At 63.5% G+C, this 12698-nt stretch carries 9 protein-coding genes; 4 read left to right on the top strand and 5 right to left on the bottom strand.

The window, feature by feature from the left end; all coding sequences use genetic code 11:
- Both NKI38_RS23975 and NKI38_RS23970 read left to right on the top strand, forming a co-directional pair.
- The coding region (locus NKI38_RS23975) for an IS3 family transposase (protein ID WP_352661517.1) at nucleotides 1-914 on the top strand (914 nt) is incomplete at its 5' end.
- 780 nt (nucleotides 915-1694) lie between these two features.
- Nucleotides 1695-3785: an O-antigen ligase family protein gene (locus tag NKI38_RS23970; protein ID WP_352661514.1), complete on the top strand. Its 2091-nt coding sequence runs from the start codon at nucleotides 1695-1697 to the stop codon at nucleotides 3783-3785.
- Nucleotides 3786-4001: 216 nt separating this feature from the next.
- On the opposite strand, the gene NKI38_RS23965 is transcribed toward NKI38_RS23970, so the two are convergent.
- The 4 genes from NKI38_RS23965 to NKI38_RS23950 all read right to left on the bottom strand — a co-directional run bounded on the left by NKI38_RS23965 (nucleotide 4002) and on the right by NKI38_RS23950 (nucleotide 9594).
- Nucleotides 4002-4394, bottom strand: coding sequence for a hypothetical protein (locus tag NKI38_RS23965; protein WP_352661512.1), 393 nt, complete (start codon nucleotides 4392-4394; stop codon nucleotides 4002-4004).
- A gap of 219 nt (nucleotides 4395-4613) precedes the next feature.
- Nucleotides 4614-8072: a chromosome segregation protein SMC gene (gene smc, locus NKI38_RS23960; RefSeq protein ID WP_352661509.1), complete on the bottom strand. Its 3459-nt coding sequence runs from the start codon at nucleotides 8070-8072 to the stop codon at nucleotides 4614-4616.
- A gap of 105 nt (nucleotides 8073-8177) precedes the next feature.
- Complete coding sequence (locus NKI38_RS23955) at nucleotides 8178-8930, bottom strand: DsbA family protein (protein ID WP_352626619.1); 753 nt, start codon at nucleotides 8928-8930, stop codon at nucleotides 8178-8180.
- 163 nt (nucleotides 8931-9093) lie between these two features.
- Complete coding sequence (locus NKI38_RS23950) at nucleotides 9094-9594, bottom strand: DUF721 domain-containing protein (RefSeq protein ID WP_352661506.1); 501 nt, start codon at nucleotides 9592-9594, stop codon at nucleotides 9094-9096.
- A gap of 55 nt (nucleotides 9595-9649) precedes the next feature.
- Between NKI38_RS23950 and mutY the strand changes: the two genes are divergently transcribed.
- Together mutY and NKI38_RS23940 are read left to right on the top strand one after the other, a co-directional pair.
- Entirely contained in the window at nucleotides 9650-10804 is a 1155-nt protein-coding gene (gene mutY / locus NKI38_RS23945; RefSeq protein WP_352661503.1) for an A/G-specific adenine glycosylase, read from the top strand.
- Nucleotides 10797-11408 carry an HAD family hydrolase gene (locus NKI38_RS23940; RefSeq protein ID WP_352661500.1) on the top strand — a complete coding sequence of 204 codons (612 nt, stop codon included), beginning with the start codon at nucleotides 10797-10799 and terminating at the stop codon, nucleotides 11406-11408. Before mutY ends, NKI38_RS23940 begins: the two co-directional genes overlap by 8 nt.
- Before the next feature lie 66 nt (nucleotides 11409-11474).
- Here the strand turns inward: NKI38_RS23940 and NKI38_RS23935 are convergent, their stop codons facing one another.
- Nucleotides 11475-12608 (bottom strand): site-specific DNA-methyltransferase, encoded by a 1134-nt coding sequence (locus NKI38_RS23935; RefSeq protein WP_352661498.1) that lies wholly within the window; start codon nucleotides 12606-12608, stop codon nucleotides 11475-11477.
- Nucleotides 12609-12698: the final 90 nt, after the last annotated feature.

The raw sequence follows: 12698 nt of genomic DNA, 5'->3' as shown, positions 1-12698 counted from the left end.
CCAAGCGGAAAGCTGTCGCTCGCCTGAAGGAAGGCTTCGGGATGAGCGAACGGCGGGCGTGTAAAGCCATCGGCTGTTGCCGCATGACGGTTCGCTACGAGACCAGCAGGCCGGACGACCGCGAGGTTCGCGAGCGGATGAAGGCGATCGCGCAGGAACGTCGTCGGTTCGGCTACCGGCGTCTTCTCGTGATGCTGAGGCGGGAGGGCCTGATCGTGAACCACAAGAAGCTGTTCCGGCTCTATCGGGAGGAGAAGCTCGCCGTTCGCCGCCGTGGCGGCCGCAAACGGGCGATCGGGACAAGGGCGCCGATGCTGGTGCCGCTGAGGCCCGACGAGCGCTGGTCGCTCGACTTCGTATCGGACCAGCTCACCGACGGGCGCCGCTTCCGCATCATGGCCGTCGTCGACGACTGCACGAGAGAGTGCCTGGCACTCATCGTTGATACGTCTCTTTCGGGCATGCGGGTTGCCCGCGAATTGGACCGGCTCATTACCGAGCGCGGCCGGCCGAGGATGATCGTCAGCGACAATGGCAGCGAGTTCACCTCGAACGCCATCCTTTCCTGGGCGGATCAGAGCCGCGTCGAATGGCATTACATTGCGCCCGGCAAGCCGATGCAGAATGGCTTCATCGAGAGCTTCAACGGCCGACTGCGCGACGAACTGCTCAACGAGACGCTGTTTACCTCGCTGGCTCAGGCGCGCGTAGCCATCGCCCTGTGGCGCGCCGATTACAACACCGCGCGGCCGCACTCCCAAATCGCCTGGCAGACACCGGCCGAGTTCGCCGGCACCTTCAATCCGCGACGGTCGCTCGCGCTGCGCTATGCCAAAGGCTCCGCGCCAGCGCCCGTCCCTTCACCCGCCCAGCAGGGCACAACCCACGCCGGAAACGAACTCAAAACTGGATAGAAACTGGGGGCAAGGTCACCGCCGCCTGAACGGCCCGATCCACCCCTCCCGTCAACAGCAAGGAAACAGCGCCGAACCACACCAACCGCTCCAAGCGGCGGACATCCCTTGCCCGCAGCTCAAGCGCCGGCAAAATCGCTGCCGCCAGCCTCGCGCCGGAAGACTGTGTGAGATATCCGGGCTAGTTCTACACGCTTGGCGAAGTGGCAGAGCGCGTCGAGGAAGCGTTCAACCAGCACTATTCCCGAACTTTCCAGGACCCCGACGATGGCAAGCGCCTATGACTGGGAGCGCGAGGGAGAACCAACCACCGACGCTATCATGGACGCGGCTGATACGCTCGGAGCCGTGCCCGCAGCTGACCGTAGGGGGCGATGGGTCAGGATTCATTGCGCTCAAATCCCTTGCAGGCGATCAGGATTCGTCCTCGCGCTCATCTGTGGCCCAAATATCGTTCAGGTCCATGAATTCCTGAACCAATTGATGGAACTCGGGGGACGGAGCAATGCAACTGGTTCGATAGTGTTCCAGGAAGGCCAGCCATCCCTTTAGGGTCCGTTCCGGACACATGGGTTAGTTACGGTTTATACCGGAAACATGGTGTAGTGCACCCCTTGGGTGAGACACTAATTAGGGACAGTTCTCCAGGGTTTGGATTGCGGCCAGGGGATCCTAGGGGCAAACCGAGATCGTCACTTTGCAGTCTGAACAGTATTGAACATCTCCCTCTTTCCATACATAGGTCGACCAAGAGGGGCGGCGGCTCAACATGGAACTTCAATGAACCTTCCTATCTTCGCCATCAACCTCGATCGCGAGACCGGTCGCTGGAGCGAATTGGTCGCCAGCGCCGAAGCGGCCGGCCTGACCTTGCAGCGCATTGCCGCCATCGACGGCCGCGCCCTGGCTAAGGAGGAATGGACGGAGATCGATCTTCCAACCGCGCGCAAGCTGAGCGGGCGCGACATCCTGCCCGGCGAATATGCCTGTTACCGCAGCCATATCCAAGCGCTGGAAACCTTCCTGGCCGGTGGCGGCGCCCATGGCCTGATTGTCGAGGACGACGTTCTCTTCAGCGAAAACACCATACCGCGCATCGAAGCCATCATCGCGGCGGTCCCGGATTTCGACGTCATCAAGCTGACCAACCATCGCATGAGCTTCTTCATCCGCGCCGTCGAGACGACAGAAGGCGACGAGATCGGTCGCGCGCTGCATGGCCCGCAAGGCTCGGCGGCCGCCTATCTGGTGACGCGGGAGGGGGCGCAGGGGCTGTTGTCGGCGCTCGCCGTGATGAAAATGCCATGGGACGTCGCACTCGAACGATTTTGGGATACCGGCCTGAAAGTCTATTCGGTCCGCCAAAACGTGCTTGGCTTCGCCGCCAGCAGCAAGATTTCCGGCATAGCCGGTCCATCGGGGAGCTACAAATTCGCAAGGCTGGGCGGGCCGAGCCGGCTGCGTGCCGGAGTGTTGCGGGCCAGCGACGAGCTGCGCCGCCTGCATCACGTCCTGCTGCGGCCTCCTTTGCCGCGAGAAACCCTGGACTATGCCAAGGACAACGCGCCGCGCCACACCTTGCTTCTGTTGCTTGCGGCACTCGCCATTCTCGGCTTGGCCTCCGCGGTGTGGCGCGAGGCCGACACCTACCGCTATGCGGGCCTGGCGCTGGCCCTGGTCGCGGTCATCCGCTGGTTCAGGGTGGATTTGTGGACCTACAGCAAGCCGCTGATCGGTTGGGTCGGCTTTTTGTGTCTGGGTTGGTCGCTCTACGTCTTCATCCGGCTGGCGATCGTCTATTTCGGCACCCACCAGTTGGGTGGCGCCGAAGGCATTTACATGTTTCCGCTGTTCTATGCGACGACCGGCTTCGCGTTCCTGCTGTTTGTCAGGCAGCCCGCACGGCTCGTCCTCTGGTTCATGATCCTCAGTCTTGTCTTCCTGGCGGCCGACACCTTCTATTCGGACATGCTTCAAGGCATCCAACCGACCCCGCGGCTTTTCAACAATCCCATCCACGCGTCGGTGGCGGCCGGTTTCATCTTCCTTTGCGCACTGCAATTCATGGCTTACACGGCCCAAAGAACGGACCTGAGGAAAGCAACCAAGAACCTGCATTGGGCGCTGTCGGCAGCCATCCTGCTGTTTGCCCTCGTCAACATCATCGAGATGCGGTCAAAGGGTGTCTGGCTAGCGCTTGCGCTCGTCCTGCTCTTGTTGGCAGTCATGACCCTGGCGAGAGGCCATCGCCGCGAACTGTTGATTTCGTGTGGCGTGCTGGCGATCGTGGCGGCCGGCGTTGGTGCAACACACAACATCTTCTCGTCCACCGCCGGCGACACCGTAACCTTCGCCAAGGCCTTGGTTCCGGATGTCTTGAGGCATGGCGTCCTTCCGGCCTTCGACCGCGCCATCGCGAGCGAAACGGTTCCGCTTGCAGCCAAGGAACGGCTGATGCTGTGGGCGGACGCGATCGAGATATGGAAACGCCACCCGATCTTCGGAGCCAGCTCCAGCTGGCTGACCGAATGGCAGAACAGAACCTACCATCCAATGATCTTCAACGTCTTCCACAACGGTTATCTGGAGATTGCCGTGCGCTATGGTGTGGTCGGACTGGCGTTCTTTGCCTTTCTCTACACCTGGTCGGCCAGGCAGGTTCTGTTGGCCATGCGCGCCAAGCTTATCGCTCCGGCCGCATGGTCCTGCTACATCTCAACACTGGTCTTCTTCGCCCTAACCATCCTCACCAATTCAAACAACCGGCTGGCTATGGGTGAGGCCTTCATGTGGTTCGCAGCAGCGTTCGGCTTCTATTGTTTTTATGTTCGCCAGCAGAAGAACCTTGTCGCGCCGCGAACCTATTTTTAGGGTCGGCTCTCGCACCACTCACCCGGCCAACCGGCCTGACTCAATGATGGTTCCGTCTTTTTTTCAAAGATCCGGTGCAATCGTAGCGGGCGCCACCGCCCTGCCCCACGCACAGGGCCTACAGAGCCCGGCCCATCCACCGCCGCGTCGCGGTGCCGGCGTGAGGTTGAGGAGGCCGCTCATGCCGGCTGCCGTTTTTTGAAGGGCGTGTGTTGGTCAGCCGTTTGGATAGTAGCCGCCATCCGCGCCATCACCCATGTAGGTTCCTTGGCCGGTGGCAGCCTGAAGCCGCCGATCGAGCGCATTGATCTGCCCAAGCTTCGAACGGACTGAAGTCGACGCAGTGTGCTGGATAATATCCGCCTGCTGCATCAGGTCGCGGGCTTGATCCTGCGTGATCTTGCCAGTTTTCCTAGCCGCGCGGATACCCTGCTTCACGCCGAGCAACTGCTCTGACGCCGCCCTCGCTTCCGGATCCGCTGGCACCGATGCCGTGGTCTGGGTGTCGACCTTTACCCTGTGGTGACGGTCCACAGCGTAGGCGCTCGAAAGCGGTATGGCCGCGAAGATCGATGCGGCCGCGATGATTTTTGGCATGAAGGTGCGCATGACGATATCTCCTATGATGAAGCGAGCGGCGAAGCCGCTTTCCAAAAGGGCCGTTTGGTCGCGTCGAGCCGCAGTGGCGCATTCATCGGCCGGCGGTCCTCGGCCCAAGAAGGCATATATGGAGGTCACTCCGGCGTTGAAACGACTTGGAACGCAAATGTTATCGGATGTGATCGAGCGTTGAATTGCGGCTGGCGGGTAGTTGACAGCCGGACCGCGTCAGCTCGCTTCGCGCATCGCCTCGGCCGCCTGCAGGTCGACCGACACAAGCTGGCTGACGCCCTGCTCGGCCATGGTTACGCCGAACAGCCGGTTCATGCGCGCCATGGTGATGGGGTTGTGGGTGATGATGACGAAGCGCGTCTCGGTGGTGGCGGCCATCTCGTCCATGAGATTGCAGAAGCGCTCGACATTGTGATCGTCGAGCGGGGCGTCGACTTCGTCGAGCACGCAGATCGGCGCCGGATTGGTCAGGAACACCGCGAAGATCAGCGACATCGCCGTCAGCGCCTGCTCGCCGCCGGACAACAGTGTCATGGTCTGCGGCTTCTTGCCGGGCGGGCGGGCAAGAATCTCGAGACCTGCCTCGAGCGGATCGTCGGATTCGATCAGCTGCAACTCCGCCGTGCCGCCGCCGAACAGATGCGAGAACAGCCGCTGGAAATGGCTGTTGACGACGTCGAAGGCGGCAAGCAACCGCTCACGGCCTTCGCGGTTCAGGCTCTGGATCGCCTGCCTGAGCTTGCGGATGGCCTCGATGATGTCCTCGCGCTCGGATACGATTGCCTCGAGCCGATCGGAAAGCTCCTTCTGCTCTTCCTCGGCGCGGAGATTGACGGCGCCGAGCCGTTCGCGCTCGATCTTCAGCCGGTCGAGCTGACGTTCGATCTCGGCCATTTCCGGCATCGGGCTGTCAGCCTCCAGGCCGGTGTGGCGAATGACCAGGTGCGGCGGCGTGTTCAGCGTCTCCTGGATGCGCGCCTCGACCTCGAGCCGGCGTTCGTCGGCCGCCGTCAGCCGCTCTTCGGCACGAACGCGGGTTTCGCGTGCCTCGGCCAGGAACTGGATGGCGCCGGTGGCGGCCTTGTCCATTTCGGATTGCCGGTTCTCGGCTTCCTGCAAACGGTCGGCCGCCGCCTTGCGCAAGGTCTCGGCCTCGGTGAGCTGCGACAGCAAGGCGCGCCGCTTGGCGTCGATTTCATCGGGCGCATCCGCCAGTCGCTCGCGTTCGGCCTCGGCCTCGGCTTTGCGCTCGCCAAGCGATGCGATCTGCGTCGAGGCGTTTTCGGCCCGCTCCAGCCAATTGCTGCGCTCGGCGCCGATGGCATCGAGCCGGCGCGCGCGCGCCTCAGCTTCGCGCCGCAGACCCTCATGGACGGCACGCGCATCGGCAAGCGTGGCGCGGTCGCGGGCGACATTGGCCGAAGACTGTTCGAGCTGCAATTGCAGGTCGCCGAGATCGGGCGCGTCCTGTAGCAGCATCTCGGCCTCGGCGAAGGCGGCCGAGGTCTCCTCATGGCTGTCGACGATGCGGGCGCGCGCCTCGTCCAGTGCCGCGCGCCGGCTCTGCAATTCGCCGCCGGCCTTTTCGGCCCCGGCCAGCGCGTTGCGGGCAGCGTCCAGCCGATGCTGGGCGTCACGACCGGCCTGGCGCGCGTTGCGCTCGGCCTCGCTCGCCAGGTGAAGCGCCTGCTCGGCTTGCGCGAGCGCTTCCTCGGCCTGGCGCAGGACGAGCGTCGCCTGCACGGCTTCGGCATCGAGTTCGGCCAGCCGGTTCTTCTGCGCCAGCCGTTGCGCGGCGGCGGTCGGTGCGTCGGCGCTGGCGGTAAAGCCATCCCAGCGCCAGAGCGCGCCCTCGCGGCTGACCAGCCTTTGGCCGGGAGTAAGAAGCGCCTGCAGCCGGCGGCCATCGCCTGACTCGACGATACCTATCTGCGCCAGGCGGCGGGCGAGCTGTGCCGGCGCGTGAACCACGCTGGCAAGACTCTTTGCGCCCTCAGGCAGAGCCGCGTCACCAGGCTGGATTCCGCTTTCGCCCCAATGCACCGGCGCGCTGCGGTCGAGCGGGACGTCGAGGTCCTCGCCAAGGGCCGCACCCAGCGCCGTCTCGAAGCCACGATCGACGCTGATCTGTTCCAGCACGGCCGGGAAAAGGTCGCCGCTTGCGGCATTGAGTATCTTGGCCAGCGTGCGCGCTTCCGTCTCGATCCGCGCCAGCTCGGCCCTGGCATCCTGAAGCGGCGGCCGGGCAGCGCTTTCCGTGGCGCGGGCATCGATCACCGAGTGTTCGGCGTCCAATACGGCAGCCTCGGCTTCCTCCAGCAGCGCTACGGCCTGCTCGACCAGCACGCGCTTCTCCGCCGGGTCCGGCAGGCCGGCGACCTTGGAGAGTATCTCCGACAATTCACGATCGACGTCCGCAAGCTGGCGCGCGAAGCGGTCGCGGCGCTCGGCGGTGTCGCGCAGCGTCCGTTCGATCTGGTTGCGCGAGGCGGCGGCCTCTGCCCGCTCGGCGGTCAGCGCGGCGAGCTTGGCCTCGCTTTGCGAAAGCGTCGATGCCGCCTGTTCGAATGCGGCGCGGGTGCTGGCCTCGCGCTCGGCGGCGCCGGCATTTTCGGAATTGAGCGTGGCTTCTTCGGTGCGAAGGCGTTCGAGGATATCCGCATTGTCGCGGACCATGCGCTCCTCACGGGCGATATCGCCGTCGAGCTGCTGCAGCCGGCGCTCGAGTTCGCTCTGACGGGCGCGGATGCGGCCGGCTTCCTCCTCGATCTGCGACTTGGCGATCGACAGGCGCTGAAAGGCGGCGGCCGCGGCGGCTTCCGCGTCACGCAGATCCGGCAGGCGGTGAGCGCCGATGCCTTGCTCCCTGGCGGCAGCCATCTGGGCGGCGGCACGGTCGCCGACAAGTGCCGTGGCAACGGCAAGCGCCGAACGCGCCTCGCCTTCCTGCGTCTTGGCCAGCGTCCAGCGCAGATGCAAGAGCGTTGCTTCGGCCTTGCGGATATCGGCGGACAGGTTCTTGAAGCGGGAGGCCTGGCGCGCCTGGCGCTTCAGGCTTTCGATCTGGCTTTCCAGCTCGCCGACGACATCGTCCAGCCGTTCAAGGTTCTGTTCGGCCGCCTTCAGCCGCAGTTCGGCTTCGTGACGGCGGGTGTGCAGGCCGGAAATGCCAGCCGCCTCTTCGAGCAGCGCGCGGCGCGCCTGCGGCTTGGCCTGGATCAGTTCGCCTATACGGCCCTGGCCGACCATCGACGGCGAGCGCGCGCCGGTCGACTGGTCGGCGAACAGAAGCTGCACGTCCTTGGCGCGCGCTTCCTTGCCGTTGATGCGGTAGAGCGAGCCCGCCTCGCGCTCGATGCGGCGCGACACCTGCAGTTCGTCGGCATCGTTGAAGGCAGCGGGCGCCGAGCGGTCACTGTTGTCGAGGAAAAGCGTGACTTCGGCGGTGTTGCGTGCCGGGCGCGTGCCCGAACCGGAAAAGATGACGTCGTCCATGCCGGACGCGCGCATGTTCTTGTAGGAGCTTTCGCCCATCACCCAGCGCAGCGCCTCGACAAGGTTCGACTTGCCGCAGCCATTCGGCCCGACAATGCCGGTCAGTCCGCGTTCGATGACGAACTCGCCGGGCTCGACGAAGGACTTGAAACCGAGGAGGCGAAGGCGCGAAAACTTCATTCGCGCCGCCCATTAAGCGGATGTCGGTGATTTTGCGATGAGAATTCGCGGCACGACAAGAAGCCGCGCACGCCGAAGCGCCGCCGCCTCAGTGCTGACTGGACATCAGAGCAGAGGGTCGATGATGGCCGACATTTCCTCAATCGACATCGCCCCTTTGTAGGTCTTACCGTTGATGAAGAAGGTCGGTGTCGAGTCGACCTTGAATTCATTGGCGCCACGCTTCTGGACCGATCTCACATCGTCCAGAAGTTTCTGGTCCGTCAAGCAGGCCTCGAAGGACTCCTGTGTAAAACCGGCGAGCTTCGAGATTTGCAGCAGCGCATCCTTGGTGTTCTGAACGCCAACCCAGTTCGCCTGCTGCCTGAACAGGACGTCGACCATAGGGTAATAGTTATCCTTGGCGCAGCGCGCCAGCATGAAACCGGCTTCGGCACTCGGATCGAACGGGAATTCGCGCAGGATGTAGCGGGCCTTGCCGGTGTCGATATACTTTGTCTTCAGATCCGGAAAGGTGGTCTCGGCGAAATGCGCGCAGTGCGGGCAGGTCATCGAGGCGTATTCGACGATGGTGACCTTGGCGTCATCCTTGCCCAGCTGCTTGTCGGGCAGTGCACCCGGCTTCAGCAATTCCGCCATATCCACAGTGCCCTGGGCTTCCGGCGCGGTAGCGGCGGCCGGCGTGGCCGCCGTCGCAGGCTTGGCGGGAGCGGCCGGGGCCGCTGGCTTCACATCCGCGGCCTTGGCCTCCTCGCTGGAGTCGCTGCAGGCGGCGAGCAGGGCAACCGCCGGAATGGCCGCCAGCGAAGACAGAACGTTTCTGCGAGACAGACTTTGGCCAAACGGGGGACGGTTCATACGAATCACCTGACAAGGGTTGGATTTTGCAATGCAAAGACACGAAAAGGCGAGAGTTGGCGCGAATTAAGGCATCTCGATCCCCAATCCAATCTCCAAACCTGACAAAGGCGATCACGAAAGCGAGATATTGACGACGAATCCATGGCGTTCTTCAAGGGGCTTATGGCTTCCTCTCCCCGATAATGGTGGCGCCAAGTCTTTCCAGCGAGGCGCGCAGTCCATCATTGTCGACCAAGCCGACAGTGCCGGACAATTTCGTCTTCTCGGCTGCTGTCAGCGGCCTGAGGGCCGGTTTGCGCCGCCCTTTGTCGGCCGTCACCGGCTTCTGCAGGATCCTGATGCGGTTGATGGCGGTGAAGCCGAGGAAGGCGTTGACCCGGTTGATGATCTCGCCGGTCTCGTGCTGCAAGTGCAGCGCCGCCATGCCTTCGCAGGCGATGACCAGCACCGCCGGCTCGAACGGATCGTCCTCATGCATGCGGCGCGGCCACTGGATTTTTTCGGGACGCGAATGGCTGGCCAGCCGTGGCCCAGCGATTTCTTCCCATGACTGGACGAGGCCGATCGAAATGCCGGCACGCTTGCGCAGCACCGGATCGAGGATCTTGGTCGCAAGATCGCTGACCGGGACGGGATTGCCGTAGGGCGTTCTCCCTGCCATGTACGTTCTCCAGCCACGACGTTCATCCGTATCGGCCAAGGCCAATTCCCGATCAATGGCACCAGCAGACCAGACCCGCAAGACCGCATCCCGAGATAGCCCAGTCGCATCTGGAGATAGCGACGATATCGCATCCCGCCTGCTTGGCTGGTACGACGTGCATCACCGTGAGTTGCCGTGGCGCATCACGCCAATTGAGCATGCGCGCGGCGTGAGGCCTGATCCCTACCGCATCTGGCTGTCCGAAGTCATGCTGCAGCAGACCACGGTCGAGGCGGTGAAGGCCTATTTCCGGGTTTTCGTCGAGAAATGGCCTGATGTCGAGGCATTGGCCGCGGCACCGACCGAAGACGTGATGAAGGCCTGGGCCGGGCTCGGCTACTACTCCCGCGCCCGCAATCTCAAGGCCTGCGCCGATCTGGTGGCCCAGCGTGGCGGCCGGTTTCCCGACACGCAGACGGCTTTGAGAGAGCTGCCCGGCATCGGCGCCTATACGTCGGCGGCGATTACGGCGATCGCCTTCGACCGCCCCGCCGCCGTCGTCGACGGCAATGTCGAACGCGTCATCTCCCGGCTGTTTTCGATCACGACGCCGCTGAGCGAGGCCAAGCCCGAGATACGCGCCCATGTCGAGCGCATGGTGCCAGGGACAAGACCAGGTGACTTCGCCCAGGCGATGATGGATCTCGGCGCCACTGTCTGCACGCCGCGCCGGCCGCGCTGCATGCTGTGCCCGCTGCGCGAAGACTGCAGCGCCGTCATTTCAGGCGATCCCGAACATTTTCCGGTGCGCCTGCCCAAGGCCGACAAGCCCCTGCGACGCGGCGCGGCCTTCGTCGCCGTGCGGGGCGACGGTGCCATCCTTCTGCGCAAACGGGCGGAGAAGGGCTTGCTTGGCGGCATGACCGAGGTGCCGACGACGAGCTGGACCGCACGGATCGATGGGGGGACCACGGAAGCGGCTGCGCCTTTCTCTGCCAACTGGCGGCGTGCCGGCCAGATTGCCCATGTCTTCACGCATTTCGCTCTCGAACTCGAAGTCTTTCACGCCCTCATCAAAGGTGATGCGCCGGAAGGGCATTTCTGGTCGCCCGCCCACGAGATTTCCGGCGAGGCGCTGCCCACCGTCATGAAAAAGGCAATCGAGACTGCGATACCCGGCGCGACGAAAAAGCCGTCGCCACACAGTGCAAAGAGGCCCCATGACTGAAATACGCCACATCGTTTTCGACATCGGCAGAGTGCTGATCCACTACGATCCCAACATTCCGTTCAGCCGCCTCATTCCGGATGCCGAGGAGAGAAAGTGGTTTTTCGACAATGTCTGCACGCATGACTGGAACATCGAGCAGGATCGCGGCCGGACCTGGGAAGAGGCCGAGGCGCTGCTGATAGCGGACCATCCCGATCAAGCGGAAAACATCCGCGGTTTCCGCCGCCACTGGCACGAAATGGTGCCGCATGCCTATGACGACAGCGTTGCCATCATGGTCGGCCTGATCGAGAGCGGCCACGACGTCACCATGCTGACCAACTTTGCCAGCGACACGCTGGCCGAGGCCCGCGAGCGCTTCGATTTTCTCGAGCGGCCACGCGGCGTCACCATCTCGGGCGAGATCGGCATGATCAAGCCGGATCGCGGCATTTACGACCATCACGTCGCCGCGTTCGGCCTCGAACCGGCCGCGACGCTGTTCATCGACGACAGCCAGAAGAATGTCGACGGCGCCAAGGCGGCCGGCTGGCAGTCGGTGCTGTTCACCGATGCGAAGACGCTTCAAGCAGACCTTGAACGTCTCGGAATCAAGGCGTGATTTGAATCGCTTCCAGCGATCCGTTGAGCTTTTGAATCAACAAAATTCGAAGCAATTGGCAGGGGCTCAGGCCCCTGCCCGCTCCATGCCAAGCCGTGCAATGCGGCGAAGCTCGTCGATTGGGGTCAGGCCGCCGCTGCGCTCATAATGCCAGAAGGTCCAGCCGTTGCAGGCATCCAGCCCCTGCACTTCGGCGCCGATCTTGTGGATCGAGCCGGCGCTGTCGCCGATCGCCACCGTGCCGTCGGCACGCACCTTGGCCGCCCAGCGCTTCTTGGCGTCGTAGAGCGTCGCACCCGGCATCATCAGGCCGGTGTCGATCAGGCTGACGAAGGCAACGCGCGGCTCGGCACGCTTGCCGGTCAGCACGGTGAGGTCCGCGCCATCCAGCGGCCGCACCGCGTCGATGCGCTCGTTGGCGGCGTCGATATAGGCCATCTCGCGTTCGATACCGACGAAATGGCGGCCGAGGCGTTTTGCGACCGCGCCGGTGGTGCCGGAGCCGAAAAAGGGATCGAGCACGATGTCGCCCGGTTTGGTCGAGGCCATCATGATGCGGGCGAGCAGCGCTTCCGGCTTCTGCGTCGGATGCAGCTTGTCGCCATTGTCGTTCTTCAGCCGCTCGCCGCCGGTGCAGATCGGAAACAGCCAGTCGGAGCGCATCTGTATGTCGTCGTTGGACGCCTTCATCGCTTCATAATTGAAGGTATAGCCCTTGCTTTTCTGGTCGCGCGACGCCCAGATCATCGTCTCATGCGCGTTCTGGAAGCGGCGGCCACGGAAATTCGGCATCGGGTTGGTCTTGCGCCAGACCACATCGTTGAGGATCCAGAAGCCGAGATCCTGCATCTTGGCGCCGACCCGGAAGATGTTGTGATAGGAGCCGATGACCCAGATGGTGCCGTTCGGCTTCAGCACCCGGCGCGCCGCCAGCAGCCAGGCACGGGTGAAGGCGTCATAGGCCTCGAAACTCTCGAACTGGTCCCAGTCGTCGTCGACGGCGTCGACCTTGGACTGATCCGGCCGGTGCAGGTCGCCGTCGAGCTGCAGATTGTAGGGTGGATCGGCGAAGATGACGTCGATCGACTTTTCGGGCAGCCGGTCGAGTGCCGCGACGCAATCGCCCTTGAGGATCGTGTCCAGCCATTCGGATTGCTGGGGAGCGTGGGATAGCTCGTCGAGAAGACGCACGGCAGACATTCTGACACCCAAGGCACGCGTTACTGTTTACTCTCCGTTATGGTTACCGATCAGCGTAAATATTCGGTGAAGACTGCGGAGTTTGCGAAC

Origin of the sequence: Mesorhizobium sp. M0621 (assembly GCF_040320745.1) — a bacterium.
GTDB lineage: Bacteria > Pseudomonadota > Alphaproteobacteria > Rhizobiales > Rhizobiaceae > Mesorhizobium.
The sequence above is the reverse complement of the archived record's forward strand: the minus strand, read 5'-3'. Positions and strand labels throughout refer to the sequence as shown.

Excerpts from the sequence above, each read along its gene's own strand:
- NKI38_RS23970 (WP_352661514.1), top strand. The coding sequence starts at position 1,695 with ATGAACCTTCCTATCTTCGCCATCAACCTCGATCGCGAGACCGGTCGC.
- NKI38_RS23965 (WP_352661512.1), bottom strand. The coding sequence starts at position 4,394 with ATGCGCACCTTCATGCCAAAAATCATCGCGGCCGCATCGATCTTCGCG.
- smc (WP_352661509.1), bottom strand. The coding sequence starts at position 8,072 with ATGAAGTTTTCGCGCCTTCGCCTCCTCGGTTTCAAGTCCTTCGTCGAG.
- NKI38_RS23955 (WP_352626619.1), bottom strand. The coding sequence starts at position 8,930 with ATGAACCGTCCCCCGTTTGGCCAAAGTCTGTCTCGCAGAAACGTTCTG.
- NKI38_RS23950 (WP_352661506.1), bottom strand. The coding sequence starts at position 9,594 with ATGGCAGGGAGAACGCCCTACGGCAATCCCGTCCCGGTCAGCGATCTT.
- mutY (WP_352661503.1), top strand. The coding sequence starts at position 9,650 with ATGGCACCAGCAGACCAGACCCGCAAGACCGCATCCCGAGATAGCCCA.
- NKI38_RS23940 (WP_352661500.1), top strand. The coding sequence starts at position 10,797 with ATGACTGAAATACGCCACATCGTTTTCGACATCGGCAGAGTGCTGATC.
- NKI38_RS23935 (WP_352661498.1), bottom strand. The coding sequence starts at position 12,608 with ATGTCTGCCGTGCGTCTTCTCGACGAGCTATCCCACGCTCCCCAGCAA.